Genomic DNA, 26,687 nt, shown 5'->3' on the forward strand with positions numbered 1-26,687 from the left:
CGTTCTGCAACGGAGCTAGGGGCGACTCATGAACTCGACAAGCAGCAGCGCAGACAAGAATGCCTTTCACCCCGACGTGCGACACTTCGTGGCGCTGATCGGTGGTAATATCGTGCTGGCGCTTGGCCCCTGGCTGGTGCGGCTGAGCGATACCGGCCCGGTTGCCGCCGGGTTCTGGCGTATGCTGCTGCCCTTGCCGGTGCTGGCCGTGCTGGCGTGGCGCACCCGCCTGCCGGGCAAAGTGAATGGCCGGATGGTGGCTCTCGTGCTGGCTGCGGGCACGTTCTTCGCGCTCGATCTGGCGAGCTGGCACACCGGGATCGAGCGCACCCGGCTGGGCAATGCCACGCTGTTCGGCAATGCGGGCAGCATCATCCTGATGGTGTGGGGCATTGTCGCCTTGCGCCGCTTGCCCAACACCCGCGAAGGGCTGGCGCTGGCGGCGGCCATCGGCGGGGCTGCGATCCTGATGGGGCGCAGTCTGGAAATTTCGGCCAAGACGCTGACCGGCGATCTGTTCTGTCTGTTCGCCGGGCTGTGTTATGCCTTCTACCTGATCCCGGCGCAGCGCGCGCGGGCGACGATGGGGCAGTGGAGCGTGCTCCTGCTGGTCAGCCTTGCCGCCACGCCGCTGTTGCTGATCGTGGCGCTGGCGTTGGGCGAACCGGTCTTGCCCGGTCCCGCAGGGTGGACCCCGGTGGTGACGCTGGCCATATCCAGCCAGATCGTGGGGCAGGGGCTTCTGGTCTATTCGCTCAGAAATTTTTCACCGCTGATTATCGGTATGGCTTTGCTGACACAGCCCGCGATTGCTGCGGCAGTAGGCTGGCTTGCATTTGGCGAAACGCTGGGCGCGCCCGATATCGCCGGGATGGTGCTGGTGGCCGCCGCGCTGGTGCTGGCTCGCACACAGGCCCCTGCCGCGCCGCGTGTGCGGGTATAGCGGGAGGGGGATTATCCGAACCGCGCCCGGAAGTCCGCGTGGCGATCTTCCACGTCCTGTAAATCGGGGCCTTGTAAGGCGGTGCGTGCCTGTTCCAGCAGCAGCGCCGCTTCCCCGCGTAACAGGTCCACGCGGTATTCTTCGTCGATAGTGCTGGCGGCATTGGCCAGCACGTCGAACATGACCAGCGATGCACGCGGGCTGGTGGCAACCGCGCTGCGCACCGCACCGAACCCGCGCCGCACGAAATGGGCGAAGCCATCGGGCAAGGGATAGACCCACTTTTCGTTCGCTTCCTGCCGCGCGTTCTTACGCAAATCGCGATTCCCCAGCTCAGCGGTGGCGGCGCCCAGCCAGTGCAGAGCTGTGATGGCAGTGAAGGGATCGTTGATGCCGGGGCTGAGCGCGCGCAGGGCGATTTCGACCAGTTCGTCGATCAGGAAGTCGGGGTCTTGCTTGGGCGTCCGGGTGGCACCCAGAATCAGCGCTGAGTGCAGCTTCTCAGTCAGTTCTTCGTCCGGCTCGTCGCCATCCAGCTCCGCCAGCGCGACACCGGGATGCACGAAATCCCCCGTGCGGACCTTGAGCGAGATCGCGCACCCGTATTCCTCCGCGATTTCGCTCAGTTCATCGAAATCGATCATCTGGACATAGCCGGTGCCTTCGGCTCGCAGCGGCTGGCCGCCGGGCTGATCATCGGGCTCGGCTTCGCAGCTTCGTTCGGGAAATTCGTCACGCACCTGTTCGAGCAGGCGTTGACCGATCCCTTCGAGCACGGTGTTGATGCGGATCGAACTGGGAATGTGGTTGAGGAAGAACACCAGCACCGCCACCGAAATCGCCATCAGCGCGAATGCCACCAGCAGCGATAGCTGCGGCACGAAGCCCGGCAGTGCTGTCGATGCCGCGTCGGTGGCATTGGCCGCCACTTCGTCTTCCGCGCGGACCGATCGCAACACGATGATCGAATAGACGAAGGTGGAAATAAAGGTCGCCAGCGAAAGCTGATTGCCCTTGTCTTCCATGAAATTGGTCAACAGGCGCGGACCGTAATTGCCGCTGGCGTAAGCAACTGCAGCGATTGTGATCGAAAACACCGTCGCGGCCGTGCCGATCATCGATCCGGCGATGACGCTGAGCATGTTGGTCGCCCCGTCGGGCCGCGCCGGGACAATGATCGACATGGTATTGAGCCAATCCGCGAAACCGTTCCGATCCAGCCAGATCAGCGTGAACGCCAGCACCGCGGAAAACACCGAAAACAGTGCCGGGTAAAACCAGTAATTCGCGTTGAGCCGACTCCATAGCCAGCGGATTTGTGCTGTCATTGCGTGTTCAACGCACGGGACCGGTTACGGTGCCGACTTGTCGCCCTTTATCAATACCCGGTCGAGATAAGCACGGATCAGCGCGGCGCGTACCGCGTCTTCCCCGTGATCCCCGCCCACTGAATGGCCGCCGAGGCGGTATTCGTGGAAATAGACCGGATTGCCGTAATCGATCAGCTTAGCCGCCATCTTGCGCGCATGGCCGGGATGAACCCGGTCATCCTCGGTCGAGGAATAGAAGAACACCGGCGGATATTTGGTGCCTTTCTTCACGGCCTGATATGGCGAATATTTGCGGATAAAGGCCCAGTCGCCCGGTACATCGGGGTTGCCGTATTCGGCCATCCACGATGCACCCGCGAGCAGGTGCGAATACCGCTTCATATCGAGCAGCGGCGAACCAATGATCGCCGCGCCGAACAGATCGGGCCGCTGCGTCACGGCGACCCCCGCCATCAGCCCGCCATTCGAACGGCCCGACACAGCGATCTTGCCTTTGGTCGTCAGCCCGCGTGCGACCAGATCTTCGGCCACGGCATACAGATCGTCGTAAGCGCGCTGGCGGTTCTGACGCAGCGCGGAATCGTGCCAGCCCGGCCCATATTCGCCGCCGCCACGAATATTGGCGAGGACATAGACCTGCCCTTCGTCCACCCACCACATCGCCACCGGCCCGGCGCGATAGGGTTGCGTGGTCAGATACGTCGGCAACTGCGCCGCGCGGAAACCGCCATAGGCATGAATGAACGCCGCCGCAGGCTTGCTCACGCCTTTCTTGCGGGCGAGGAAATAGGGGACTTTGGTGCCGTCTTTCGATGTCGCGAAATACTGTTCGACATCGATCTGGCTGGCGTCGAACTTGGCGGGCAGCGATTGCACGGCGTCGGCCTTGCCATCGGCGCCAACAGCATAGAGCGTCGGCGGCACTGTAAAGCTTTGCACTGTAGCGAACACTGTGTCGTTCTTGTCGTCACCTGCATCCAGCGCGATCGTCGCTTTGTCCGGCAGGCTGGCAACGGCCTGTGCCCAGCCGCCATTGACATCGGGTTTGAGCGCCAGCAATTTGCCCGACACATTGTCGAGCAGGTTGATCCATACCGCGTGATCGGTGGTCGCAACCGACTGCACCGCTTGTTTGTCGGTCGGTGCGAACACCAGCGAAGGGGCCGGGGCCTTGCCCTCCGCGATTGGGGCGATGGGCCATGAAACGACCGACCCGGCCTTGAACTCGCCCATCGGTTTATTGAGATAAGCCAGCAGCTTGCCATCGATAATGCCGTGCAGATCGGCGGTGTCGGGCATCGGCACCGGCATCAGCGCACCGCCTGCCCCCTCCACCCACGCACGGCTGGTGTAAAAACTGGTCGCGCGGGTGACGAAGACATAGCGTTTGTCGCCATCCATGATCGCAAAGCTGCCGACCGAGATATCCGACGGCGCGCCTTCCATCACCGTGGTGGCGCTGGACAGCGGAGTGCCGCGCTTCCACCGCTTGAGCACACGGGGATAGCCGGAATCGGTCATCGACCCCGCGCCCCAGTCTGTGCCGACCAGCAGGGTGTCGCTATCCTGCCAGGTCACGCCGCTCTTGGCTTGCGGCAATTCGAATCCGCCGTCGACGAACTTGCCCTTGGTGCGATCCCATTCGCGCACGACATCGGCATCCGAACCACCGGGGCTGAGCGAGATCAGGCAGCGTTTGTAATCCGGCGCAAGACAATCGGCCCCGTGCCACACCCATTTCTGGTTTTCCGCTTTCGACAGCGCGTCGAGATCGATCAGCGTTTTCCATTCGGGCTTGCCCGCCTTGAACGACGACAGGCTGGCTTCGCGCCACAGGCCGTGGGTATGTTTGGCATCCTGCCACAGGTTAGTGACGACATCGCCCATCACCTGGCCCGGCTCGGCGATCTGGGCATCGTCGTCCATGATCGCCTTGGCTTCGACGCGGTCCTTTTCATAAGTCGGCGCAGCGGTGAGCGCGGCCATCGTTTCCGCGTTCCACTTATCGACCGCAGCCAGTGCCTTCTCGCCGTGAATATCCTCCAGCCAGACAAAGGGATCGCCGCTCTGGGCAGTGGCCGCGATCAGCAGCGGCGCAACGGCGGCCACTCCGGCAAGGGCAAGGATACGGCGGGAAGTCGGCTTCATGAATGCGGCCCTTCGTCAATGCATTGGTATCAGGCGAAACTTCCTAAGGCGTAGGGGCGGCATTGGCCAGCCCCCGCAGCCTGTCCGTCGCCTACACTTTGCCGAGGTCGCCTTTGCCAATGGTGCCGCTGGCCATTTCCAGCATCCGGTCGAGGCTGCGCTTGGCCGCCAGACGAAGCCCTTCCTCGATTTCGATCCGCGGTTCGAGATCGCGCAGCGCGGTGTAGAGCTTTTCCAGCGTATTCAACGCCATGTAGGGGCAGATATTGCAACTGCAGTTGCCGTCCGCACCCGGCGCACCGATGAAGGTCTTTTCGGGCAGCGCCTTTTCCATCTGGTGAATGATATGCGGTTCGGTCGCCACGATCAGCGTGTCGCCTTCGAAGGTCTGGGCAAATTGCAGAATGCCGCTGGTTGACCCGACATAGTCGGCATGATCGACGATGGTTGGCGGGCATTCGGGGTGTGCAGCGACCGGTGCACCGGGATGCTGCGCCTTCAGCTTGAGCAGTTCGGTTTCGCTGAATGCTTCGTGGACGATGCATACGCCCGGCCACAACAGCATTTCACGGTTGAACTTGCGGCTCATATACCCGCCCAGATGGCGATCCGGGCCGAAGATGATCTTCTGGTCTTCAGGGATCTGGCTGATGATCGTTTCTGCGCTGGAACTGGTGACGATCACATCGCTCAGCGCTTTCACTTCGGTCGAACAGTTGATGTATGTCAGCGCGATATGGTCGGGGTGCGCTTCGCGGAAAGCCTTGAACTTTTCCGGCGGGCAACTGTCTTCCAGCGAACAGCCAGCGTCCATATCGGGCAGGACAACAATCTTTTCCGGGCTGAGGATCTTGGCCGTATCGGCCATGAATTTGACCCCGCAGAACGCGATGACGTCGGCATCGGTTTCCGCCGCCTTCTTGCTCAGTTCCAGACTGTCGCCAACGAAATCGGCCAGATCCTGAATCTGTGGCGACTGGTAGTAGTGGGCAAGGATCACTGCATTGCGCTCTTTACGCAGACGATCGATTTCGGCGATCAGATCTTCGCCCGTGGGCAGCTTGGTTTCGGCAGTCATATCGTGTCCCGTTGCGATGCGTTTGCGGCGCTTATAGCTCGAATGGGCGCAGAGGCGAGGGGCTTCCGCGCGGGCGTTCTGTGTGGCTTATGGCCTCAGGATTGTTTTTCGCCCTCGAAACGAACCCGCACCTTCACATCGCCATATCCGGCGACTTGCATCGGAATGGCGAGATTCTGGCTCACGGCTTCCTTCGCTGCTTGCCGGGCGAGAGCCAGAACCTGCGGGTTCTTGGCAAATGCAGCAGCCTTGCGTTCGGCTTGCAACGAATTGTTCTTCGATAGTGCCCGCTGTGCCCCGGCGGTTACCCAGTTGCCATCGGTGAACTCCCGCGCTGCTGCTTCATCGAGATTGGGTCGCGAAATCTTCAGCGCGGGCAATACGACGTCGAGCGTTTCATTCGCAGCATCCCATGCAAAGCTGTCGCGCCCGACGTGCGACAGGTCGAGCGTGTAGGTGACGGTGGCAGGCAGGATAGTCGCTTGCCTGCTTTTCAGCAGGTCGATCCCCAGCACGCCGCGCGCATCTTCGCTTTCCGCGACCACTTCGAAACGGCTGGAGAAGACATTGAGCGAATTCTGCTTTTCGAAGGCGAGCATCGCGCTGCCGACGGGGTCGCCTTCTTCGCTGTAGAAATAGGCCCGCCAGGTGAGGAATGCGACCGCAGCCAGCAACACGATGACGATCAGCCAGGGCATAGCCTGCACTCGGGCCAGCGATTGCTGGCGCTGTACGGGGGTGTCGGGGCGGATCTCTTCGCTGGTTAGTTTGTCTGCCATATATCCTCCGAACGGCTGACCATGCCGCGCCGTTCCAGATCGATCAGGTGCGCGGTCACACTCATTCGCGCGGCGCCTTCCAGTTTAGGATCGAGTCCCTTGTACATAACGGCCACCAGTTCACGCGGGCTTTGCGCGTTTTCGCTCAGCAGGCGCACGATCTGGTTTTCGCGCTGACGGCGGTGTCCGATCATTCCGCGCACCAGTTGCCGTGGCCGCTCCACTGCGGGACCGTGCGCCGGGTAATAGACGCGATCTTCGCGGGCATAGAGTTTTTCGAGGCTGGCCATATAGGCCGACATGTCGCCATCGGGCGGCACCACCACGCTGGTGGACCATGCCATGACGTGATCCCCGGTGAACAGCGCGCCCGATTGTTCGAGCGCAAAGCAAAGATGGTTCGATGTATGCCCCGGCGTCGCAACGGCGGTAAGTGTCCAGCCGGGGCCGGTCATCGCTTCGCCATCGGCCAGTACGCGGTCGGGTTCGTACAATTTGTCGAATGACGCGTCGGCCCGCGGTCCGCTGTCGTCGAGCACCAGAGGCGCGCACCCGACAATCGGCGCACCGGTCTTTTCCGCCAGCGAGCGGGCGGCGGGCGAATGGTCGCGGTGGGTGTGAGTGCACATGATCGCGGCGACTTCGGCATCGCCGATTGCGGACAGCAGCGCCGCGATATGATCCGGCTCGTCCGGGCCGGGATCGATCACCGCGATCCGGTCGTCGTCGCCCACCAGATAGGTCTGCGTTCCGGTATAAGTATATGGCGACGGATTGGGTGCGAGTACGCGCCGCACCAGCGGTTCGGGATGTTCGACCAGCCCGGTGGGCCACGGTTTGGGAGGAGGTCCAGCCATCGCTTGCATATGGGGGCAGGCCTGCGCCATGTCACCCCGACCCGTTTGCAAGGGCGAGGAGAGATGCCGTTTATGACCGACTATGTTCTGGTGCTCGATTCGGGGACGACATCGACCCGCGCGATTGCGTTCGACCTGCACGGCGCGGTCGCCGCGGTGGCGCAGCGGCCGCTGACGCAGCACTATCCAAGGCCGGGCTGGGTCGAACACGATGCGAGCGAAATCCGCGACCGGACGCTGTCCTGCATGCACGAAGTCGCGCGAAAGGTCGGCGCCGCCAATATTGCTGCGATTGGCATCACCAATCAGCGAGAGACAGTGGTGGCATGGGATCGCCAGAGCGGTGAACCACTGGCCCGCGCCATCGTGTGGCAGGATCGCCGCACAGCCGATTTCTGCACCGGGCTGAAAGAGGCGGGGCACGAACCGGCGGTGCAGAAAGCAACCGGATTGCTGCTCGACCCCTATTTCTCCGCCACCAAGATGCGTTGGCTGCTCGATAACGATGGCCAGGTGCGCGCGGCGGCGCGGGCCGGGCGGCTGGCGTTCGGGACAGTGGAATCGTGGTTGCTCTATCATCTGACCGGCGGGGCGCACATGACCGACGCCAGCAACGCCAGTCGCACACTGCTGTTGCCGCTGGACGCGCCGCTGTTCGACAGCGGACTGTGCGGTCTGTTCGGGGTGCCACACGATGCCCTGCCCGAAGTGATCGATACGTATGGAGAGCTGGCGGATACCATTCTGCTCGGTACCCGAACGCCGATTGCCGGACTGGCGGGCGATCAGCAGGCCGCCACTATCGGGCAAGCCTGCTTCGCGTTCGGGGAAACCAAGGCGACATATGGCACCGGCGCATTCGTGCTGACGAACAAAGGTGGCGAAGTGCCGCATTCGGATCATCGCCTGCTCGGCACGGTGCTGATGCAACGCGGCGGCAAACGGACATATGCGCTGGAAGGATCGGTGTTCGTGGCAGGCAGCCTGATTCAATGGCTGCGCGATTCGCTGGGCATTATCTCCAGCGCCAGCGAAACCGAGGCGCTGGCCCGATCCGTGGCCGACAGCGGCGGCGTGACGATCGTACCCGCGCTATCGGGGCTGGGTGCGCCGCATTGGCTGGCGCAGGCGCGCGGAGTCATCGCGGGGCTGAGCTTCGCCAGCGGGCGTGCCCAGATCGCCCGCGCCGCGCTGGAGGCGATGGCCCATCAGACCCACGATCTGGCCGATGCTTTCGCAGCAGACGGTGCGGGGTGGACCGGCTTGCGGATCGATGGCGGGATGAGCGCGAACGACTGGATGGCACAGGATCTGGCCGACATGCTGGATATACCCGTCGAACGGCCCGATATGGTGGAAACCACGGCGCTGGGCGCGGCGATACTGGCGGCGGTAGGGGCCGGTTTATTCGGATCGCTGGAAGATGCGGTCCGCGCGATGCGGGGCACAGTGCGGACGTTCGAGCCGCGTATGTCGGAACAGGTGCGGGTGGAGCGGCTGCAACGCTGGGAAAAGGCGCTGGCGGCGGTTTAGGCCGCGTTGGTTTCGGCTTGTCTGATCAGACAAAACCCGATCAGGCGCCCATTTCCCGGCCCAGCTTTTCGTAAAATCCACGGACAGCGGAATCGCGCATCGCGAACCGGTCGCGCCACGCGTTATCGAGCCTTGAAACGCGCAAATGCATCGCTTCGGTGTCCCGGATCAGCGAGCAGGTTTCCGGCTCCAGATAGGCCAGATTGGCAGGGTCCGATGGGCGGTCGGGCGGCAGAAAACCGTTACGGCGCAACTGAAATTCGCTGAGCTCGCCGGCATGATAGGCGCGCTGGTTCAGCAACCATGCCAGCAGGTGCATCATGCGTGTGGTGGTTCGCAGCCCTTCGGCAGACAATGCGATCCGCGCCAGATCATTGGTTTCGTTGGCCGAAGGCACCAGATCGAACGCGGACCTCACCTCGTCGGCAAGGATCAGCGCTTCGCAATAAAGCGCTTCGATAATCGGCTGGCTGATGCTGCGCGGTTTCCCCATGTCAAACCAGCTAGATCGGGCGAATCGCCGATTCCAGCTTGGTAACCGAGTTTTCCCGCATCGGTTTGTTCGCTGTCCCGCAACGGGACAGCGGGGGTGGTCAGGCGATGATGTCGGGCAACAATTCGTCTTCGACCATCGAGATCTGGTCTTTCAAGCGCAGTTTGCGCTTTTTAAGCCGGGCAATCTGCAACTGATCGGTCGATCCGGCGGCGGTCAGGGCATCGATCGCTGCGTCCAGATCGCGATGCTCGGTTCGCAGCATCGCGAGGCGCTTGCGAAGCTCTTCTTCCGTCATCCCCGCCCTACTCCCTATGCTCGCGCTCAGGCGCGAACGCCTCGTCGCAGATTCGCGCGCGGTCCGTCGATTAGGGATTCGTGGGGGCTTCGCAAGTCATCAATGTTATGTTTCAATAATGAGACGCGGCTCGTTCCGCGAAGGTGCGAGTCGCTTCACCGGGTGTCCCCCGCGAGAAGGGGCCCCTTCGTTTAGGAGAACGATATGCTTTCATCGTCCCACGCCGATGCCCTCCACTCCAAACATGCTGGTCTCGAAGCCCGCCTGCGCGAGGAGATGAATCGACCGGCACCCAATGTGGAGGCGATCAAGCGCATCAAGGTACAAAAGCTCCGCATTAAAGAAGAGCTGAACCAGATCTAGTACCGCATGAGGGTTTTGCGCGCCTGCCAACCCCTTTCGGCAGGCACGATCGCCGCTTGACCGGCGGGAGGATGGCGCGTCGCAGAGGCCGGATGGCCTGCTGCACGCGCCATTTCTCATGATAATACGCAACTGCCGCGAATGGGCGTTTCCCAATGCGGGCACAATCGGTTAGACATGGCATCCGATGTCCGCTGCAGCTGCCGCCCGTTCGATACTCACACAGTTACACGAAGTCATGGCTTCGCGCCTGCACCCGCAGGGCAAGCTCGATCGCGTGGTCGAAATCATCGGTGAAAACCTGCATAGCGAAGTCTGTTCGATCTACCTTCTGCGCGAAGGAATGCTCGAACTGTTCGCCACCCGCGGGCTGGAACAGAGCGCGGTCCACGTCACCCGACTGGCGGTGGGCGAAGGTCTCAATGGCGTGATCGCCGACCGGATCGAAACGCTCAACCTCGCGGAAGCAGCGGCCCATCCCGACTTTGCCTATCGCCCGGAGACGGGGGAAGAGCGGTTCCATTCGTTCGCCGGGGTGCCGATCGTCTATCGCGAAAGGGCGGTTGGTACGTTGTGCGTCCAGCATTCCGACCCCCGCCGCTACGAAGATGTCGAGATCGAAGCGTTGCAGACCGTGGCGATGGTGCTGAGCGAACTGATCGCGCACAACGGTCTGGTCGATGAAGAAACCGGCGCGCTGGGGGAGGCGCTGTCCGGCCCGCAGATGGTCACTGGCCTCAGTCTGGTAAAAGGCATCGCCTCGGGCGTAGCTGTCTTCCACCAGCCGCGCATCCAGATCGATCAGGTCGTAGCCGACGATATCGAGGTCGAACGCCAGCGGGTTTATCTCGCGTTCGACAAGATGCGCGATCAGATCGAAGCGATGGCCAGTCAGGCCGAATTCGGAACCGGCGGCGAACATGACGAAGTCCTCCAGACTTACAAGATGTTCGCTTACGATGAAGGGTGGAGCCGCCGGATCAACGAAGCGATCGATTCCGGGCTGACGGCAGAGGCCGCTATCGAACGGGTGCAGCAACGCACCCGGATGCGGATGCGCGAAATTGACGATCCGTTGCTGGCCGATCGGATGCACGATCTGGAAGATCTGTCGAACCGCCTGTTGCGGATCGTTTCGGGCCAGCTCGGCACCGCTGCCACACAAGGTCTGCGGCGCGATACGATCCTGATCGCCCGTAATCTTGGCCCGGCGGAACTGCTTGAATACGACCGGCGGCGTCTCAAGGGCGTTATTCTGGAAGAAGGTTCGCTGACTGCGCATGTGGTCATCGTGGCGCGGGCGATGGGCATTCCGGTGCTGGGTCGGGCGCGCGGAATTCGCGGTATCGTGCGCGATGGCGACGAGGTGCTGCTCGACGCCGACAAGTCGATTGTCCATGTCCGCCCGGCGCAGCAAACACTCGATCTGTTTGTCGATCGTTTCGCCCGCACCCGTGAACGGCAGGCAGCCTATGCCGAATTGCGCGATGTCGAACCTTTCACCCGCGACGGTACGCGAATCCAGGTGATGATGAATGCCGGTCTGCGCGACGATATTGCGTCGCTGCCGCTGGTCGGGGCAGACGGGGTCGGTCTGTTTCGCACGGAATTCCAGTTTCTTGTATCCGCCACGATGCCGCAACGCGAACGGCAGACTCGGCTCTATCGCGATGTTCTGGAAGCTGCGGGCGATAAGCCGGTGGTGTTCCGCACAGTTGATATCGGCGGCGACAAGGCGGTTTCGTATATCCATTCGGAAGAGGCGGAAAACGAAGAGAATCCCGCGATGGGCTGGCGCGCGCTGCGTCTGGCGCTTGAGCGTGAGGGGTTGCTCAAGGCGCAGGCCCGCGCTTTGCTGGAGGCGGCAAGCGGGCGGACGCTTTACGTGATGTTCCCGATGGTATCCGAACCGTGGGAATTCGACGCTGCGAAGGCGGTGTTCGATGGCCAGCTTGCCTTCCTGAAAAAGCGCAAGAAAATCCTGCCCGAAGCGATCCATTATGGGGCCATGCTGGAAGTGCCCGCTCTGGCCGAAGTGCTGGATGCGCTGCTGCCCCGGATTTCGTTTCTCTCGATCGGGACCAACGATCTGACGCAGTTCCTGTTTGCCGCGGACCGCGCCAACCCCAAGCTGGCTGAACGATACGACTGGGTCAGCCCCGCTATTCTGCGGTTCCTGCGCCGTGTCGTGCTGGCGGTGGAAGGCAGTGGGGTGGACTTGCGGGTATGTGGTGAAATGGGCGGTCGGCGGCTGGAGGCGTTGGCTCTGCTTGGGCTGGGTTTTCGCAAGCTGTCGATCACACCTGCTGCCATTGGCCCGATCAAGGAACTGGTTCGCAAGGTGGAATTGGCGGAAATCGGCACTGCGATGACCGGGTGGCTGCATTCGCCGCCGCCGGACATGCGCGCCGCGTTACAGCAATGGGCAGACGAAAGAGGTATCGAAACTGACTGATTTGGCGGGGTTTTGCGGGGTTCGCCGTGCACTTCGGCCACTTCATCGACAACAATGCCACGTATAACATCGAATTCTTGACAGGTAACACGCGGTTCTTTTCTGATAACACGCCCGGGGGACGGGTCGCACAATCATTTGGACAGGTAATGGATCAGGATACGGCTACGCCGAACGAAGAACTCCCGCTGCATGGTGCGGGTGATCGCTTGCGTCTGGCACGCGAAGCTGCCGGGATGACGATCGAACAGGTCGCCGCCGAAACCCGCATTCCGTTGCGCCATCTCGAAGTGATCGAGGCGGGCGATTTCGGCGCGCTGCCCGCGCGGACATATGCGATCGGCTTTTCGCGCACATATGCGCGGATGCTGGGCCTCGACGAGAAGGAAATTCTGGATGATGTGCGCGCGCAACTGGGCGCGACCGATTATTCGGAACGGCAACGGGTCGCGACGTTTGAGCCGGGCGATCCGACGCGGGTGCCCTCGCGCGGGCTTACTGCGCTGAGTGTGCTGGCGGTCCTGCTGCTGCTGGTCGGCGGATTCATGTTCTACACCCGCGTGGTCGCACCGGGGGCGGGCCCTGCATCGCTGCTTGGCCCTGACGATGCGCCTGCTGCGTCGGCCAGCGCGACCGCGGCGCCGCGCCCTGCCGCGAAACCGGCGGCGGTCCCTGCCAACGGCCCGGTGGTATTCACGTCGGATCAGGACGGAATGTGGATCAAGTTCTACGACGCCGATGGCAAACAGTTGATGCAGAAACAGATGGCCAAAGGCGAAAGCTATACCGTTCCCGCCGATGCAAAGGGGCCGATGGCATGGACCGGGCGGCCCGATGCGTTTTCCATCACTGTTGGCGGGCGCGCTGTTCCCAAACTGTCTGACGAAGACAAAGTGATGAAAGATGTGCCGGTTACCGCTGCGGCCTTGCTTGGCAGGGCCGCGCAACCAGCGGCACAACCGACGGCAACGGGAAATTGATCTCGCGCAGTTTCCCCGAATAAGGTTAACCGGCGGCTCGACAAGCACGCCACGCGGCGGCAGATTGCCGCCGCTGCTGTTCAGGCGTCGTTCGACTGACCCGTTCAAGGGGAGTGTCGAATATGTCTGAAGGCATCTGACGGAAGGGACCACATGGGCAATTTCACCATTCGGGCGATCGCCGCGCCGCTGGCGCTGGCTGCCATCGCCGCCACCGCGACCCCGGTCGCAGCACAGGATGCCAATTCCGAAGCGCGCCTGAAGAAGGTCGAGGCGGAAATTCGCGCGTTGCAGCGCAAGGTCTTCCCCGGTGCGGACGGCAAGTTCTTCGAACCGCAGATCACGCAGGCACAGCCGACGACCACCAACACCGCCGCCCCCACGACAACGGCGGTGACCGATATTCTCGCCCGGCTCGATGCGCTGGAATCGCAGATTGCCGGGCTGACGGCACAGACCGAGGTGAACACCAACGCGATCAATGTCATCAACCAGCGGCTCGATACGTTGAGCGGGGTGGCGCCTGCCGCGACCACTACGACATCGAGCGAAGCGGTGGGCTCGAACCTTTCGGCGATGACCGGTGGCGCTTCGGCCCCGAAACCGGCCGCGCAACCGGCACAGCCCGCTGCGAAGCCCAGCGGCCCGACAGCGGAACGGCTGGCGGCGGTGCAGGCGATTGCCAAACCGCAGACCGGCGATGCAGGCGATGACGAATACAGCTACGGCTTCCGCCTGTGGGATGCGAAATTCTATCCCGAAGCGGAACAGCAGCTTTCGCTGTTCGTCGAAAAATATCCGAAGCATTCGCGGATCAGTTATGGCCGCAACCTGCTGGGCCGCGCCTATCTCGACGATGGCAAGCCCAAGGAAGCGGCGGCATGGTTCCTCAAGAACTATCAGTCCGACAAGCAGGGCGCGCGTGCGCCAGACAGCCTGCTCTATCTGGCAGAAGCGATGATCGCTATGAAAGATACCAAGCGCGCCTGCATCGCGCTGGCCGAATTCAGCGATACCTATCCGGCGGTCGCCACCGGGCGGCTGAGCGGCCAGTATCAGGCTAATCTCAAGAAAGTGAAATGCAATTGATAGCGGGCTGCATCCGCATCTGATCGCGCGGTTTCGGGCAGACCTCGAACGGGTCTGGCCCGATGCCGCTGTTGCATCGCCCGCGCCGGATGCCCCACGACTGGGACTGGCTGTGTCGGGTGGGCCGGATAGTCTTGCACTCCTGCTGCTCGCCCATGCTGCATTGCCGGGGCGGATAGAGGCGGCCACCGTCGATCACCGTCTGCGCCCTGAAAGCGTGGACGAAGCGACGATGGTTGCGCGTATTTGTGCCGATCTGGCCGTGCCGCATGCGATATTGCCGGTTTCGGTGGAGCCGGGCAATGTCTCGGCAGAAGCGCGTGTCGCCCGATATGACGCATTGGAAGGCTGGCTCGCGGCGCGCGGGCTGGCGGCGCTGGCGACCGCACACCACGCTGACGATCAGGCCGAAACCCTGCTGATGCGACTCAACCGGGGCAGCGGTGTCGCGGGCCTTGCCGGGGTGCGCGCGGTGGGAGTCTCTCCGGGCGGCGCGCCGCTGATCCGCCCGCTGCTTGGCTGGCGCAAGGCGGAATTGCAGGGCATTGTCGATGGCGTGGGGCTGATTGCTGCCGTTGACCCATCAAATGCCGATCCGCGGTATGACCGGGCGCGCGTGCGCGCACAGCTTTCCGCAACCGACTGGATCGATCCGCTGGCGCTGGCGACCAGCGCGGCCCATCTGGCCGATGCGGACGAAGCGATCGAATGGGCCGCGCAGGGCGAGTGGGACCGGCAGGTTGCCGTGAACGGTGCCGAAATCACATATCGCCCACAGGCGCCGCGCGCGGTGCGTTTGCGGGTGCTGGCGCGGGCCATCGGCTTGCTCGGCGGCGATGCGCGCGGTTCGGCCATCGCCCGGCTCGATCAGGCTTTACTGGCTGGGCAAGCCGCCAATCTGGGCGGCGTGCTGGCGCAACCCCGTGGAGCGGCATGGGTATTGCGACCGGAGCCAGCGCGCAGAACGCCGGGACACGATCTTAAATAATCGAATCGCCCTTCGTCATCGTTTCACCACGGGTGATGATGACTTTGTCGCCCGGCTTGGCGATAGCGAAAATCTTCGACACGAATTCGTCCGGTCCGGCGATGCAGCCGTGGCTGGCATATCCGTTTTCGACGTTCGACCCGCCGTGAATAGCGACCCCGTCGTTGGTGAGGCGCATGGTCCACGGCATCGGGGCGTTGCCGTATTTTTCCGAAACGTTGTGACGTTCCTTCGACATGATCGGGAACGTGCCCAGCGGCGTGGGATAATCGTCTGTGCCGAGCAGAACGGCAGCCGCGCCGATTTCATACCCGCCCTTGAACACCGACAGCACCCGCGCATCGAGGTCCACCGTCATCACCAGCGGACCATCGGGCACGTCTTTGTCGTCCCAGAAATATTGGCCGTATTTGATGGGGCCGGGAATATCGAGGATGCGCTTCACGACGAAACGCTCATCCGCATCGGGGGTGGCAGATGCGGCTGGCTTGGCATCGTCACCGGCGACTTTCTCGTCAGTCAGGGCTGCCGGATCGACCGGAATCGCATCTTCGATAGCGGGGCTCGCTTCGGTTTGGTCATCGGCCATCCGGTCGCTGATCAGCACGGCCCCACCGGCAGCGAGAACGACTGCCGCTGTCGCACCGCCAATCCATTTTACCATCGTATTCATGCGCGCATTATGGCGCGAACCGGGCGTGGCGACCAGTGGCGAAGGCGGGCGCGTCTCCCTGTGGGACGCCGCTCGCGTAAATGTTAACGGGGACGGGCGTGCCGGGGCTGGAGGAACGGCGATGCCGTTGAGAGGAGCGGCGCGACGCGGCAATCCACAGACCGATTGATTCTCCGCCGCCGCTGCGCAGCCAGACAATTATGCGCGGCTGACGCCCACTGTTTTGTCGCCAAACCGAGAATCGCCAAACGTTGTCAGGAAGCTGACATCGGCGGCATCGCGCCCTACACCGATCTTCACGATATCGTCTGGCGTGGCCATCCCGGTGGCATCGACCAGATGCCACGCGCCGCCGCCATCGATCGTGGGATCGGCCAGGAAGACTTCAGCCACGGCATGAAAATCGGGCGGCTCGACACCGGGGGAAAAGCACGAGACGAAGCGCGCCGGGATGGTGGAGGCTCGCGCCAGTGTCACCAGCACATGGGCATAATCGCGGCAGATGCCCCGCCGTTCGATAAAACTGTCCATCGCGGTGGTTTCGGGCGTACTCGAACCCGGCTCGTATGCGAAGTGCTCTGCAATCCAGTCGCGGATCGCCAGCACTCGCGCGCCGCCGGTGGTCGCGCCGAATTCGTCGTCGACGAAAGAATGGAACCGGTCTGCCTGACAATACCGCGAATCCATCAGGTAACTGAACACTTCGCCCGGCAATTCGTGTGGCTGAAGCGCTTCCAGTGAATCGAGCGGAGCGGTGATGCGGTCGATTTCCACTTCCGCCGAATAATCCACGCTGAAAAAGCCATCGGCGCTCAACATGATCCGTTCACCGATGTTATCTTCCGCCGGGATGCGCGCGAAATAATCGCTGGGCGAAAGGCGGGTGTCGCAGCGGATCACTTGCTGTTCGGGCAGCGCCGCAGCTTCGAATTGCAGTGCGACATCAGTGAGCTGCGGCAGCGTGAAGTCGAAATGGGCGTTGATGGAGATGATCATGATACGGCTGATAATGCCCGGTTCCGCCGCAGGTTTCATCAATTCATTAATGCCGTGCAAGCTTGAATTCCCCGGAATCGTCATTACCCGTGCGGACAAGATTGTTATGTTGTCCAACCGGGCCTTTCCGGCTGCCCTTTGCGGGGCCGCCCATTTCCGTGCGATGCTGCGGGGATGAGCGCGCGCCGTCTGCTTGTGTCGATACACGATGTCGGCCCCGGTTTTTCCGATCAGGTGGATCGCCTTGCCGATCGTCTGGAAGGGCTGCTGGGCGGGCCGCGCTTTGCCATGCTGGTGGTGCCCGATCACTGGGGCGTGAACCCGCTGGAACCCAACGCAGCCTATCGCGCGAAGCTGCGCGAATGGGCCGATCGCGGGGTGGAAATGTTCGTCCACGGCTGGTTTCACAAGGATCTGTCGCAGCACGAAGGGCTGGCGAACTTCAAGGCGAAGCATATGACTGCAGGGGAAGGAGAGTTCCTCGGCCTGTCGCACGACGAAGCTTTACGGCGGATGCGCGATGGCAAGGCTTTGGTGGAAGACACCATCGGGCGGGAGGCTGCCGGATTCATCGCCCCCGCGTGGCTATATGGCGATGGCGCGCGGGCGGCTTTATCCGAAGTCGGCTTCCGTCTGGCGGAAGATCACTTTCGCGTCTGGCGCCCGGCGGATGATGCGGTGCTGGCGAAAGGCCCGGTAATTACCTGGGCCAGCCGGTCCAGCATGCGGACGGCATCGTCGCTGTTCTTTGCCGGGCTGGCGCGCACCGGCTTGCAACCGCTGAACACCGTGCGGATCGCGGTGCACCCCGGCGATACCACCAAACAATCGATCCTCCGCGATATCGATCGCACCGTTGGCGCCTTCGCGCGTCGCCGCCCTGTCGGGCGCTATGCCGATCTGGATGCCAATGCTGCCAATTGACCTGATTTCCCCATCGATCGCCGCTGCGCGACCGGTATCCGCCCGCATAGTCGGGCCGCATATGCTGCCTGACAGGAACCTGCCGATGGAGTTCACAATGGATAAATCTGCTGTGCGCCATATCGCGGGCATGGCGGCACGGTGCCGCATGCTGGCGGGCGATGCTCTGTCCGGCCTTCGTTTCGAACAGGATAGGCTCGAAAAAACGTCGCAATATGACGCAGGATACGCTTGCCTTGACGCCTGACAGCGACCGTATCGAGCTGGCTCCGCTCGACCGCCCGACGCGCAACCGGTTATGGAACCTGGTGCCGATGGCCATCTCGCTCGCCTTGCTGGCGGCGGTGGCATGGCAGTTGCGTTCGCTGAACTTTGCCGAATTGTGGGCGATGGTCCCGCGTTCGCCGCTGTTCTGGCTGGTGTTCCCGTTCTTCTACCTGATCGGGCCGATCAGCGAATGGGTCATCTTCCGCCGCCTGTGGCAGATTCCGTTGTCTGGCTTCGGTGCCCTGCTCCGTAAGCAGGTCGCTAACGAACTGCTGCTCGGATATCTGGGCGAGGCCTATTTCTATTCGTGGGCGCGCAAACGCACGGCGATGGTCGCTGCCCCGTTTGGCGCGGTGAAGGACGTGACGATCCTGTCCGCCGTGGCGGGTAACGTGATGACTTTGCTGTTGCTGGTCGGCGTGTGGCCGATGATCGGCAGCACGATCCTGCAGGAAGGCAGTCGTCCGTTGCTGTGGTCGCTGGCGGTGGTCCTGCTGATTTCGTTTGCGGCGATGGTGTTCCGCAAGTCGATCTTCTCGCTGCCGCGCAACGAACTACTGTTTATTTTCGCGATGCATGTCGCGCGTATCGTCGCGTCGATCGCGCTGTCGGCGCTGTTGTGGCACCTGACGTTGCCCAGCGTCGCGATTGCGTGGTGGATGTTCCTCGCGACTGTCCGCATGCTTATTTCTCGCCTGCCCTTCATCCCGAACAAGGATGTCGTGTTCGCCGGGCTCGCAGTGTTCCTATTCGGCCAGGACATTGCGATCGGCACGCTGATGGCGATGATGGCCGGCCTGCTGCTGATCACGCATATGTGTGTCGCAGCGGTGCTCGGCGTGGCCGATCTCGTAAAACCGGAGGTAACCGAATGAGAGCTCTATTGCTCCCCGCCGGGCTGCTGCTCGTCGCCGCGGCCCCGATCCCCTCGACACCCGATCTCGGCAAGGCCGAAGGTCAGTGCCGCGCGAATGAAAGCGGGCCCGCCTTCCTGGTCAATCCGGTCGGCATGAAAGACCGCACCGGCAACCTGAAAATCGAAGTTTACCCTGCAACGAAGAAAGACTTCCTTCAGGACGACAACATCCTCGTTATGGAGGGCAAGACCTTCAGCCGGGTGGAAGTGCCCGCGTCGTCTTCCACCCCGATCTGCATCCGCGTGCCGCGCGCGGGCACATATGCCGTCAGCGTGCTGCACGACCGGGACAAGAACCGGAAATTTGGCTGGAAAGTTGATGGTATCGGCTTCTCCTCCAACCCCAAGCTGGGGTGGGGCAAGCCGAACGTGAAGCACGTTGCCACACGCGCCGGATCGAGCCCGACTTCGATTGATGTCGTGATGAATTATCGCAGCGGACTTGGAGTTGCCCCGCTCAAGCGTTAAGGGCTTTGGCCCATGCACATCGTCGACGTTTGCGGATTCTATTCCCCGCATGGCGGTGGTGTGCGGACCTATGTCGAACAGAAACTCGCCATAGGGCCGGCGCTGGGGCATGAAATCACTATCGTTGCTCCCGGCCCCAGGGCCGAGATATCGGAGCGCGGGCCGAATGCACGAATCATGTTCGTGCCGTGCCCGCGCTTCCCTCTCGACAGCAAATATCACTATTTCGACGATACCGATCAGGTGCACGATACGCTCGATGCGCTGTCGCCCGATTTCGTCGAAGTGTCGACCCCCTGGCATAGTTCGAAGATGGTCGCCGAATGGGATGCGCCGGTCGCCCGTTCGATGGTGATGCATGCCGATCCGCTGTCGGCCTATGCCTACCGCTGGCTCAATCCGCCGTTCAGCCGCGCGATGATCGACCGGCATTTCTACCAATTCTGGGATCATATGCGCGAAATGGGCCACCGGTTCGACCGCATCGTCTGCGCCAGTCACGAACTGGGCGAGCGGCTGCGGCGGGGCGGGGTCGATCATATCGAGATCAATCCGATGGGCATCGAAGCGCATCGCTTCTCCCCGGAAAAGCGCGATCCCGAACTGCGGGCTGAATTGCTGCGCGAATGCAAACTGCCACCCAGCGCGCATCTGTTGCTGGGTGTGGGGCGGCTATCTCCCGAAAAGCGCTGGCCGATGGTGGTCGATGCCGTTCATCTGGCCGGGCAGCAATTGCAGATCGGACTGGTCCTGTTCGGGCAGGGCAAGGAAAAGGACAATATCAAGCGCCGCATCGCGGGCAGCCCGCATATCCGGGTGTTCGGCCCTGAAACCGACCGGGCCAAGTTCCCCCGAATCGTGGCCAGCGCCGATGCACTGATTCACGGCTGCGAAGCGGAAACATTCTGCATGGCGGCGGCAGAGGCCCGCGCTTCGGGTACGCCAAGCATCGTGCCTGATCTTGGCGGTGCGGCGGATCATGCCCGCAACGGGGCAGGTATCCGCTATCGCGCGCGCAGCGCGACCAGTGCCGCGCAGGCCATCGTGGAAATGTTCAGCAAACCGTTCCCGCCGTTCACCTGGAAAAGCCGCACGATGGAAGAACACTTCGCGGATCTGTTCGCCAGTTATGCCACGGCAATTGCCGAGCGACATGCTCGCGAAGCGGAGCTCACGCCCCTTTGAAAGCGGCCTTGCGCTTCTGAAGGAATGCCATCGCCCCTTCGGCTGCGTCGGCAGTGTTTCCTGCGATCCGCTGAGTATCAGCCTCTGCCTGCAGCGTGGTGTTCAGATCGCCGGACAAGCCGGCCCGTAAGGTGCGCTTCATCAGGCCGAGCGCCACTGTCGGTCCGCCAGCGAGACGATTTGCGAGGGCAGATGCTTCGCCCATCAGCGCATCGTCTTCCACGCATTTGTAGATCAGGCCGATCCGCTCCGCCTCTTCGCCAGAAATCTTTTCGCCCAGCATCATCATTCGCGTCGCCTGCGCGGTCCCGATCAGACGAGGCAGCATCCAGCTGGACCCGCCATCAGGCACCAGACCGATGTTGACGAACGCCTGCAGGAAATATCCGCTCCTGCCTGAAATCACGAAATCCGCCGCCAGTGCGATGGAGCAGCCGACACCTGCCGCCGGGCCATTCACTGCGGCCACCACCGGCACGGGAACCGAAGCGAGCAGCTGGATCATTGGATTATAGTGCTGTTGCAACGAAGCGTATGCACGGTCGCCGCCGCTGATCGAAGAACTGGCATTGGTAGCCAGATCGGCGCCGGAACAGAACGCACGGCCAGCACCGCTTAGCAACACCGCGCGGGCATCGCCAATTTCGCGCAAGGCATCGAACAGTTCCCCGGCCATTTCCGGGGGGCAGGCATTGAGCCGTTCGGGCCGATTGAGCGTTATCGTGAGGACATCGCCGTCTCTTTCGGCCGTGATGGTTTCATATGCCATTGTATTCTCCCGTTCGGGACGTTGCCCGCATTCAGTTCCAATCGCGAACTCAATGGCATTGCCCTGCGCGCTTTGGCAAGCTGCGAAAGTGCGGAGAACGGCTTGTGTCGGGCAGTCGGCCGGGGCAACGCGTGTGTTCCAGAGCAATAACCGCGGGTTAGTGGAACATGGGTGTGCAGAACGATGCAGGATCGGTGCGCGTCATTCCGGGGCTGGTCGCTGCGCTGTCCGTCTGGATCGCGGTGCCCGCTCCTGTATTGGCGGAAGAGGCCTCCGGCGACAGCAGCCCGCCGATTATCGTCACGGGAAAGGGGCTGAGCGATACACCAGCAACACCGGCTTATGATACCCGGCGTATCGAGCGGGAGGTGCTGGCGACCACGGCATCGGGGCGGATAGAGGATGCACTGGCATCGCTGGCCGGATTTCAGCAGTTCCGCCGGTCGGATAGCCGCTCCGCCAATCCATCGGCGCAGGGGGCCACATTGCGGGCGCTGGGCGGCAATGCTTCCAGCCGGGCGCTGGTGTTGCTGGACGGTGTGCCGATGGGCGATCCGTTCTTCGGCTATATCCCGTTCAGCGCGATCGTGCCGGAACGGCTGGCTTATGTGCAGGTGACGCGCGGGGGTGGATCGGGGCCGTTCGGTGCAGGTGCGCTGGCCGGGACTATCGATATGGTCAGCGCCGATGCGGCCTCACTTGGCCCTGTCAGCGGGCAGGTGCTGGTGAATGATCGGGGCGAGACAGAGGTAGGTGTTACGCTGGCCGCGCCGCTCGGTGCGGGTTTTGCCACGGTGTCGGGACGATGGGATCGCGGACAGGGTTTCTGGACGACGCCCGAACGACAGCGGGTGCCTGCCAGCGCGCGTGCGGCTTACGATAGCTATTCAGTGCAGATGCGCGCCGTCGCGCCGCTGAGCGACAATATCGAGTTGCAGGCCCATGCGCTGGCCTATCGCGACGACAGAACGCTGCGCTTCGCCGGGGCGGACAGCAGTATGGAAGGGCAGGATGCCAGCTTGCGCCTGGTCGGGCGCGGGGACTGGCAGTTCGATATTCTGGGATATGTGCAGGCGCGCAATTTTACGAATGTCGTCATCAGCTCGACCCGGTTCGTGCCGGTGCTCGATCAACGCAATACTCCGGCCACCGGGCTGGGCGGCAAGATCGAGCTGCGCCCTCCGCTTGGCCCGGCCAATGTGCTGCGGATCGGGCTGGATTACCGAAAGGCATCGGGCGAACTCTCCGAAACCGCGCTCAGCGCTTTCACCGGCCAGATTACCGCCCGCCGTCATGCCGGGGGCAACAATACCGACCTCGGCCTCTATCTGGAAAACGATCTGACGCTGGGCGATCTGACGCTGACCGCAGGCGTCCGGGCCGACCGGTTCACCATACGCGACGGGTTCTATGTGGAACGTGACGGGGGCGGCGCGCTAACGGTCAGCGATCGCTTCGCCAACCGTTCGGGTTGGGACACATCGGTGCGCGGCGGAGCGCTCTACCGGCTGGGCAATGGCGTGCGGTTGCGCGCTGCGGCCTATACCGGGCTGCGCCTGCCGACGCTGAACGAACTGTACCGCCCGTTCGTGGTCTTCCCCGTGACCACGCAGGCCAATGCCGCGCTCGATAACGAACGGCTCGTCGGATACGAAGCGGGGATCGATTTCGCGCCGGGCGGTGCGGTGGACTTGTCGCTGACTGCCTTCAACAACCGGGTGAAACACGCCATCGCCAATGTCACGCTCGACGTCGTGACCCGCCAGCGCCGCAATATCGATGCGATCCATGCACGCGGGCTGGAGGCCGGGGCCGGGCTGTCACTGGGCCGGTTCAGTTTGCGCGGATCGCTGGCCTATACCGATGCGCGGATGGAGCAGGCGGGTGCTGCATTTGACGGCAATCGTCCGCAACAGGTGCCGCAATGGGCGGGCAGCGCCACAGCGACATACCGCCCTGCTACTGGCTGGATACTCTCCACGACGCTGCGCCATGTCGGCGCACAATACGAAGACGATCTGCAGACCGATCTGCTGCCCGCCGCGACGACCATCGATGCTTACCTGCAAGTACCCCTGATCGCACGTCTGGCACTGGTGATCCGGGGAGAGAACCTGAGCAATGAAGCGATCGTTACCCGCAATCAGGCCGGATCAATCGACATCGGCACTCCGCGCACCATTTGGGCGGGGGTAAAGATCGGCCTGTGATAAAGGTGGCGGAGACGGAGGGATTCGAACCCTCGATACCCCGATAGAGGTATGGCTCCTTAGCAGGGAGCTGGTTTCAGCCACTCACCCACGTCTCCGGATCGCAGCTAGCGAGCGGCGGCCTATAGCGAGGGGGGCGGGGGGCGGCAAGGGGCACGTTGCATCGTTTTTGCATGGCTTCCGCGTCAGTGGCTTATCGGGCGCATCGCAATGCCTTTCTGCCTGGCCGCGGAAGCAGGCAGGGGCGGGGCAGGCAGGACTCGGTTCGCCGCAAAAGCGATTCGATTCGTCGCCGGTTCATTGTCGCTTCAGCCGCGAAGGACTCTGTTGCGAACTGGATATTTGCTGCACCGGCCACAGGGGCCGGGCCGGACGGAGGGACAGCATGAGCCGCACTTTCGACGCGCTGCGCCGCGCATGGATCGCCGTGGCGGCGGGTGCCGCGATCGCGGCAACGCCGGTGATGGCGCAATCGATTGAAACCATTGACCCGAACAATGCGGTCGATGCCGATCTCGAACAGCCCGGCGAACCGGCACCGTATAACGCCCAGACCCCGCCGACCGCGCCGGCCCCGGTGGACAGCGACATTGCGACCGGCACCAATGCCGAAGTCGCGCCGAGCTGGGCCGATCCGGTGGTCACATCGCCCGATCCATCGACCGCTGCCGGACAGGCGACCGCCGAACCCGGCACCGCATCCGCGCAAGGCACGACTTACAAGCAGGACGACCTGATCGGCGCGGCAGAAGGCGTGTTCGGTAAAGGGGCCGAAGGGCTGGCGCGGATGATCCAGAACATCCTCGCCAAGCAGGGTGAGCCCAATGCCTATATCGTTGGGCGCGAAGCGAGCGGGGCGTTCGTGATCGGCGCGCGCTATGGTTCGGGAACGCTGTTTCACAAGGTGGAAGGCAAGCAACCGGTGTACTGGACCGGCCCTTCGATCGGGTTCGATGCCGGGGCCAATGCGGGCAACACCTTCATTCTGGTCTATAACCTCTACGACACCGAAGACCTGTTCAAACGCTTCCCCGCTGCGGAAGGGCAGGCCTATGTCGTCGGCGGGCTGACGGCTTCGTACATGCGGTGGGGCGACGTGGTCATCATCCCGATTCGGGTGGGCGCCGGGCTGCGGCTGGGGGTCAACGCCGGGTATATGAAGTTCTCTCACAAGCAGCGCTGGTTGCCGTTCTAGGCACACCTCAAGAAAATCTGCATCGTCAGTATGGGGCCGCGACGGGTTTGCTGTTGCGGCCCCATCTGCATGGAGTATGGGGACGAACGTCATGCTAGACCGTCTCCAAGCTCAATCGCCCGATGCGCTGCTCGCGCTTATCAAGCTTTATGCTGCCGATCCGCGGCCCGACAAGGTCGATCTGGGTGTCGGTGTCTATCGCACGGGGCAGGGGGATACCCCTGTGTTCGCTGCGATCAAGGCCGCCGAACGCAAGCTGGTGGATGAGCAGGATTCGAAGGCCTACCTCGGCCCCGAAGGCGACATGGGTTTTGTCGAGGCGCTGATGCCTTACATCTTCGGCGCGGAAGACCCGTCGATGGGCGGTCGCGTTCAGGGGATGCAGACCCCCGGCGGCACCGGCGCGGTGCGCCTTGCCGTGGCGCTGGCCAGGGCCGCGGGCATTCGCCGGGTATTCATGGGCACGCCAAGCTGGCCCAACCACGCACAGATTCTGGCTGACCTGCCGCTCGACATGGTCGCTTTCGATCATGACAACGACGACGGCACCGCCAATGTCGATGCCGTGCTGGCGGCAATCGCCAATGCGCAGGAAGGCGACGCCATCCTGCTGCACGGGTGTTGCCACAACCCCACCGGGATCGATTACACCCCCGAACAGTGGGATGCGATTGCCGCCGCGCTGGCCACCAGCAAGGCCTTGCCGATCATCGATGTCGCGTATCAGGGTCTCGGCCACGGGATGGAAGAGGATGCCTATGGCCTGCGTAAGGTGCTGGCATCGGTGCCCGAAGCGCTGATCGCCTATAGCTGCGACAAGAACTTCGGCCTCTATCGCGATCGCGTGGGCGCGTTCTACGTCATGGCGAAGGAGCCGGGCCAACTCGATGCGATCATGTCGAACGCCGCTTCGCTGGCGCGCGCCAACTGGTCGATGCCGCCCGATCACGGCGGTGCGGCGGTGCGCCTGATCCTGACCGATCCCGCGCTCACTACGATGTGGCTGGACGAACTCGACACCATGCGCGCCCGGATGCGTCAGGTGCGCGACCGGCTGGCGGCGGCGGGAACGGCGGGTGCGGTCGACATGACCCCGCTCGGCATTCAGAACGGCCTGTTCTCCATGCTCCCGCTGAGCAAGGAGCAGATCGCCACCCTGCGTAGCGAGCATGCCATTTACATGGCCGGATCGGGCCGCATCAATGTGGCAGGCCTGACCAGCGGCAACATCGACAAGTTCATCGACGCGGTGGCCGCCGTTTCCGCCTGATCGCCGTGGCCTGAATGCGGGGGGCGAAGTCCACATATCGGTGGACCGCTCCTTGCAGTTTTGAAAGCTGTGACTTTCGCTGCCAGCCCCGAGGGTGAGCGGGCGTTTTCGCGCGTGTCGCGTGTGGACTTTGCTCGCAGCGGAATCGCAAGCGTGTGTGACTTTCGATTCCCGCAGTAAGAACAGCGCGTGGTAAACCGTGAGAGCTTGTACATTGAGAAAGAGCAGGCGGCGATTGTCGCACCACCCGCGCGTGTAGGAAAGTGTGCGGTGGTGTGCATGGGGGCCATGCCCTCTGTCGTCATTGCGAGCCGCAGGTGAAGCAATCCATGGACTGAAGCCCGTCATTACTACGGCGGTTGTGAGGGGTGCGGGCGTCTGGCCTTGGATTGCCACGTCGCCTGTGGCTCCTCGCAATGACGAGGTGGTGGAGTGGTGCCGGGATGCTGCCTGTCCTTTTGTCGCCCTGCCTCCCTTCG

Annotated in this window: 25 protein-coding genes and 1 tRNA gene; 15 read left to right on the forward strand and 11 right to left on the reverse strand. The window is 62.7% G+C overall.

The window, feature by feature from the left end:
- The first annotated feature begins 28 nt into the window (after window positions 1-28).
- Complete coding sequence (locus D6858_RS07465) at window positions 29-943, forward strand: DMT family transporter (protein ID WP_120108681.1); 915 nt, start codon at window positions 29-31, stop codon at window positions 941-943.
- A gap of 11 nt (window positions 944-954) precedes the next feature.
- On the opposite strand, the gene D6858_RS07470 is transcribed toward D6858_RS07465, so the two are convergent.
- From D6858_RS07470 to D6858_RS07490, 5 genes are all read right to left on the reverse strand, one after another.
- Complete coding sequence (locus D6858_RS07470; RefSeq protein WP_120108683.1) at window positions 955-2,271, reverse strand: DUF2254 domain-containing protein; 1,317 nt, start codon at window positions 2,269-2,271, stop codon at window positions 955-957.
- Window positions 2,272-2,295: 24 nt separating this feature from the next.
- Window positions 2,296-4,422: a prolyl oligopeptidase family serine peptidase gene (locus D6858_RS07475; protein WP_120108685.1), complete on the reverse strand. Its 2,127-nt coding sequence runs from the start codon at window positions 4,420-4,422 to the stop codon at window positions 2,296-2,298.
- A 91-nt stretch (window positions 4,423-4,513) separates the two neighbouring features.
- Entirely contained in the window at window positions 4,514-5,500 is a 987-nt protein-coding gene (nadA, locus tag D6858_RS07480; RefSeq protein WP_120108687.1) for a quinolinate synthase NadA, read from the reverse strand.
- 95 nt (window positions 5,501-5,595) lie between these two features.
- On the reverse strand, window positions 5,596-6,279 hold the full coding sequence (locus D6858_RS07485; protein WP_120108689.1) for a DUF4230 domain-containing protein: 684 nt from the start codon (window positions 6,277-6,279) through the stop codon (window positions 5,596-5,598).
- The gene (locus tag D6858_RS07490; protein ID WP_120109549.1) at window positions 6,264-7,136 is read right to left on the reverse strand and encodes an MBL fold metallo-hydrolase; all 873 of its coding nucleotides are present in this window, start codon (window positions 7,134-7,136) and stop codon (window positions 6,264-6,266) included. The genes D6858_RS07485 and D6858_RS07490 overlap by 16 nt, the downstream gene beginning before the upstream one ends.
- 72 nt (window positions 7,137-7,208) lie before the next feature.
- Here D6858_RS07490 and glpK point away from each other — a divergent pair, with 72 nt between their 5' ends.
- Window positions 7,209-8,669, forward strand: a complete 1,461-nt coding sequence (glpK, locus tag D6858_RS07495) for a glycerol kinase GlpK (RefSeq protein WP_120109551.1) — start codon at window positions 7,209-7,211, stop codon at window positions 8,667-8,669.
- A 40-nt stretch (window positions 8,670-8,709) separates the two neighbouring features.
- Here glpK and D6858_RS07500 read toward each other — a convergent pair whose 3' ends face one another.
- Window positions 8,710-9,162, reverse strand: coding sequence for a DUF1465 family protein (locus D6858_RS07500; protein WP_120108691.1), 453 nt, complete (start codon window positions 9,160-9,162; stop codon window positions 8,710-8,712).
- A 100-nt stretch (window positions 9,163-9,262) separates the two neighbouring features.
- On the reverse strand, window positions 9,263-9,460 hold the full coding sequence (locus D6858_RS07505; protein WP_102153774.1) for a YdcH family protein: 198 nt from the start codon (window positions 9,458-9,460) through the stop codon (window positions 9,263-9,265).
- Between the two features lie 204 nt (window positions 9,461-9,664).
- On the opposite strand from D6858_RS07505, the gene D6858_RS07510 reads away from it, so the two are divergent.
- The 5 genes from D6858_RS07510 to tilS all read left to right on the forward strand — a co-directional run bounded on the left by D6858_RS07510 (window position 9,665) and on the right by tilS (window position 15,335).
- Window positions 9,665-9,823 carry a YdcH family protein gene (locus D6858_RS07510; RefSeq protein ID WP_102153773.1) on the forward strand — a complete coding sequence of 53 codons (159 nt, stop codon included), beginning with the start codon at window positions 9,665-9,667 and terminating at the stop codon, window positions 9,821-9,823.
- A gap of 187 nt (window positions 9,824-10,010) precedes the next feature.
- On the forward strand, window positions 10,011-12,278 hold the full coding sequence (gene ptsP, locus D6858_RS07515; RefSeq protein ID WP_120108693.1) for a phosphoenolpyruvate--protein phosphotransferase: 2,268 nt from the start codon (window positions 10,011-10,013) through the stop codon (window positions 12,276-12,278).
- Between the two features lie 149 nt (window positions 12,279-12,427).
- Complete coding sequence (locus D6858_RS07520) at window positions 12,428-13,258, forward strand: helix-turn-helix domain-containing protein (RefSeq protein ID WP_120109553.1); 831 nt, start codon at window positions 12,428-12,430, stop codon at window positions 13,256-13,258.
- A gap of 153 nt (window positions 13,259-13,411) precedes the next feature.
- Window positions 13,412-14,347 (forward strand): tetratricopeptide repeat protein, encoded by a 936-nt coding sequence (locus tag D6858_RS07525; protein ID WP_120108695.1) that lies wholly within the window; start codon window positions 13,412-13,414, stop codon window positions 14,345-14,347.
- A 112-nt stretch (window positions 14,348-14,459) separates the two neighbouring features.
- The gene (tilS, locus tag D6858_RS07530) at window positions 14,460-15,335 is read left to right on the forward strand and encodes a tRNA lysidine(34) synthetase TilS (protein ID WP_240623752.1); all 876 of its coding nucleotides are present in this window, start codon (window positions 14,460-14,462) and stop codon (window positions 15,333-15,335) included.
- Here tilS and D6858_RS07535 read toward each other — a convergent pair.
- Window positions 15,328-16,008 (reverse strand): L,D-transpeptidase family protein, encoded by a 681-nt coding sequence (locus tag D6858_RS07535; protein WP_120108699.1) that lies wholly within the window; start codon window positions 16,006-16,008, stop codon window positions 15,328-15,330. The genes tilS and D6858_RS07535 overlap by 8 nt on opposite strands.
- 198 nt (window positions 16,009-16,206) lie before the next feature.
- A complete protein-coding gene (locus tag D6858_RS07540; protein ID WP_338067278.1) occupies window positions 16,207-17,043 on the reverse strand; it encodes a transglutaminase-like domain-containing protein in 837 nt (278 codons plus the stop codon).
- Window positions 17,044-17,178: 135 nt separating this feature from the next.
- On the opposite strand from D6858_RS07540, the gene D6858_RS07545 reads away from it, so the two are divergent.
- The 5 genes from D6858_RS07545 to D6858_RS07565 all read left to right on the forward strand — a co-directional run bounded on the left by D6858_RS07545 (window position 17,179) and on the right by D6858_RS07565 (window position 20,764).
- Window positions 17,179-17,928 (forward strand): DUF2334 domain-containing protein, encoded by a 750-nt coding sequence (locus D6858_RS07545; RefSeq protein ID WP_120108701.1) that lies wholly within the window; start codon window positions 17,179-17,181, stop codon window positions 17,926-17,928.
- A gap of 97 nt (window positions 17,929-18,025) precedes the next feature.
- The gene (locus D6858_RS15800; RefSeq protein ID WP_165859656.1) at window positions 18,026-18,175 is read left to right on the forward strand and encodes a hypothetical protein; all 150 of its coding nucleotides are present in this window, start codon (window positions 18,026-18,028) and stop codon (window positions 18,173-18,175) included.
- Window positions 18,144-19,070: a hypothetical protein gene (locus D6858_RS07555; RefSeq protein WP_120108705.1), complete on the forward strand. Its 927-nt coding sequence runs from the start codon at window positions 18,144-18,146 to the stop codon at window positions 19,068-19,070. The genes D6858_RS15800 and D6858_RS07555 overlap by 32 nt, the downstream gene beginning before the upstream one ends.
- Window positions 19,067-19,579, forward strand: a complete 513-nt coding sequence (locus tag D6858_RS07560; protein WP_120108707.1) for a DUF2141 domain-containing protein — start codon at window positions 19,067-19,069, stop codon at window positions 19,577-19,579. Before D6858_RS07555 ends, D6858_RS07560 begins: the two co-directional genes overlap by 4 nt.
- 12 nt (window positions 19,580-19,591) lie before the next feature.
- Entirely contained in the window at window positions 19,592-20,764 is a 1,173-nt protein-coding gene (locus D6858_RS07565; RefSeq protein WP_120108709.1) for a glycosyltransferase, read from the forward strand.
- Here D6858_RS07565 and D6858_RS07570 read toward each other — a convergent pair.
- Window positions 20,751-21,533: an enoyl-CoA hydratase-related protein gene (locus D6858_RS07570; RefSeq protein WP_120108711.1), complete on the reverse strand. Its 783-nt coding sequence runs from the start codon at window positions 21,531-21,533 to the stop codon at window positions 20,751-20,753. The genes D6858_RS07565 and D6858_RS07570 overlap by 14 nt on opposite strands.
- 167 nt (window positions 21,534-21,700) lie before the next feature.
- Between D6858_RS07570 and D6858_RS07575 the strand changes: the two genes are divergently transcribed.
- Complete coding sequence (locus D6858_RS07575) at window positions 21,701-23,743, forward strand: TonB-dependent receptor (protein ID WP_120108713.1); 2,043 nt, start codon at window positions 21,701-21,703, stop codon at window positions 23,741-23,743.
- Window positions 23,744-23,749: 6 nt separating this feature from the next.
- Here D6858_RS07575 and D6858_RS07580 read toward each other — a convergent pair.
- Window positions 23,750-23,841 (reverse strand) — tRNA-Ser (locus D6858_RS07580).
- A 287-nt stretch (window positions 23,842-24,128) separates the two neighbouring features.
- On the opposite strand from D6858_RS07580, the gene D6858_RS07585 reads away from it, so the two are divergent.
- On the forward strand, window positions 24,129-24,938 hold the full coding sequence (locus D6858_RS07585; RefSeq protein ID WP_120108715.1) for an EipA family protein: 810 nt from the start codon (window positions 24,129-24,131) through the stop codon (window positions 24,936-24,938).
- A gap of 91 nt (window positions 24,939-25,029) precedes the next feature.
- Complete coding sequence (locus tag D6858_RS07590; protein WP_120109558.1) at window positions 25,030-26,208, forward strand: amino acid aminotransferase; 1,179 nt, start codon at window positions 25,030-25,032, stop codon at window positions 26,206-26,208.
- The last annotated feature ends 479 nt before the right edge of the window (window positions 26,209-26,687 follow it).

The organism is Tsuneonella suprasediminis, from assembly GCF_003605755.1.
Taxonomy (GTDB): domain Bacteria; phylum Pseudomonadota; class Alphaproteobacteria; order Sphingomonadales; family Sphingomonadaceae; genus Tsuneonella; species Tsuneonella suprasediminis.

Excerpts from the sequence above, each read along its gene's own strand:
- D6858_RS07465 (WP_120108681.1), top strand. The coding sequence starts at position 29 with ATGAACTCGACAAGCAGCAGCGCAGACAAGAATGCCTTTCACCCCGAC.
- D6858_RS07470 (WP_120108683.1), bottom strand. The coding sequence starts at position 2,271 with ATGACAGCACAAATCCGCTGGCTATGGAGTCGGCTCAACGCGAATTAC.
- D6858_RS07475 (WP_120108685.1), bottom strand. The coding sequence starts at position 4,422 with ATGAAGCCGACTTCCCGCCGTATCCTTGCCCTTGCCGGAGTGGCCGCC.
- nadA (WP_120108687.1), bottom strand. The coding sequence starts at position 5,500 with ATGACTGCCGAAACCAAGCTGCCCACGGGCGAAGATCTGATCGCCGAA.
- D6858_RS07485 (WP_120108689.1), bottom strand. The coding sequence starts at position 6,279 with ATGGCAGACAAACTAACCAGCGAAGAGATCCGCCCCGACACCCCCGTA.
- D6858_RS07490 (WP_120109549.1), bottom strand. The coding sequence starts at position 7,136 with ATGGCTGGACCTCCTCCCAAACCGTGGCCCACCGGGCTGGTCGAACAT.
- glpK (WP_120109551.1), top strand. The coding sequence starts at position 7,209 with ATGACCGACTATGTTCTGGTGCTCGATTCGGGGACGACATCGACCCGC.
- D6858_RS07500 (WP_120108691.1), bottom strand. The coding sequence starts at position 9,162 with ATGGGGAAACCGCGCAGCATCAGCCAGCCGATTATCGAAGCGCTTTAT.
- D6858_RS07505 (WP_102153774.1), bottom strand. The coding sequence starts at position 9,460 with ATGACGGAAGAAGAGCTTCGCAAGCGCCTCGCGATGCTGCGAACCGAG.
- D6858_RS07510 (WP_102153773.1), top strand. The coding sequence starts at position 9,665 with ATGCTTTCATCGTCCCACGCCGATGCCCTCCACTCCAAACATGCTGGT.
- ptsP (WP_120108693.1), top strand. The coding sequence starts at position 10,011 with ATGTCCGCTGCAGCTGCCGCCCGTTCGATACTCACACAGTTACACGAA.
- D6858_RS07520 (WP_120109553.1), top strand. The coding sequence starts at position 12,428 with ATGGATCAGGATACGGCTACGCCGAACGAAGAACTCCCGCTGCATGGT.
- D6858_RS07525 (WP_120108695.1), top strand. The coding sequence starts at position 13,412 with ATGGGCAATTTCACCATTCGGGCGATCGCCGCGCCGCTGGCGCTGGCT.
- D6858_RS07535 (WP_120108699.1), bottom strand. The coding sequence starts at position 16,008 with ATGAATACGATGGTAAAATGGATTGGCGGTGCGACAGCGGCAGTCGTT.
- D6858_RS07540 (WP_338067278.1), bottom strand. The coding sequence starts at position 17,043 with ATGAAACCTGCGGCGGAACCGGGCATTATCAGCCGTATCATGATCATC.
- D6858_RS07545 (WP_120108701.1), top strand. The coding sequence starts at position 17,179 with ATGAGCGCGCGCCGTCTGCTTGTGTCGATACACGATGTCGGCCCCGGT.
- D6858_RS15800 (WP_165859656.1), top strand. The coding sequence starts at position 18,026 with ATGGATAAATCTGCTGTGCGCCATATCGCGGGCATGGCGGCACGGTGC.
- D6858_RS07555 (WP_120108705.1), top strand. The coding sequence starts at position 18,144 with ATGACGCAGGATACGCTTGCCTTGACGCCTGACAGCGACCGTATCGAG.
- D6858_RS07560 (WP_120108707.1), top strand. The coding sequence starts at position 19,067 with ATGAGAGCTCTATTGCTCCCCGCCGGGCTGCTGCTCGTCGCCGCGGCC.
- D6858_RS07565 (WP_120108709.1), top strand. The coding sequence starts at position 19,592 with ATGCACATCGTCGACGTTTGCGGATTCTATTCCCCGCATGGCGGTGGT.
- D6858_RS07570 (WP_120108711.1), bottom strand. The coding sequence starts at position 21,533 with ATGGCATATGAAACCATCACGGCCGAAAGAGACGGCGATGTCCTCACG.
- D6858_RS07575 (WP_120108713.1), top strand. The coding sequence starts at position 21,701 with ATGGGTGTGCAGAACGATGCAGGATCGGTGCGCGTCATTCCGGGGCTG.
- D6858_RS07585 (WP_120108715.1), top strand. The coding sequence starts at position 24,129 with ATGAGCCGCACTTTCGACGCGCTGCGCCGCGCATGGATCGCCGTGGCG.
- D6858_RS07590 (WP_120109558.1), top strand. The coding sequence starts at position 25,030 with ATGCTAGACCGTCTCCAAGCTCAATCGCCCGATGCGCTGCTCGCGCTT.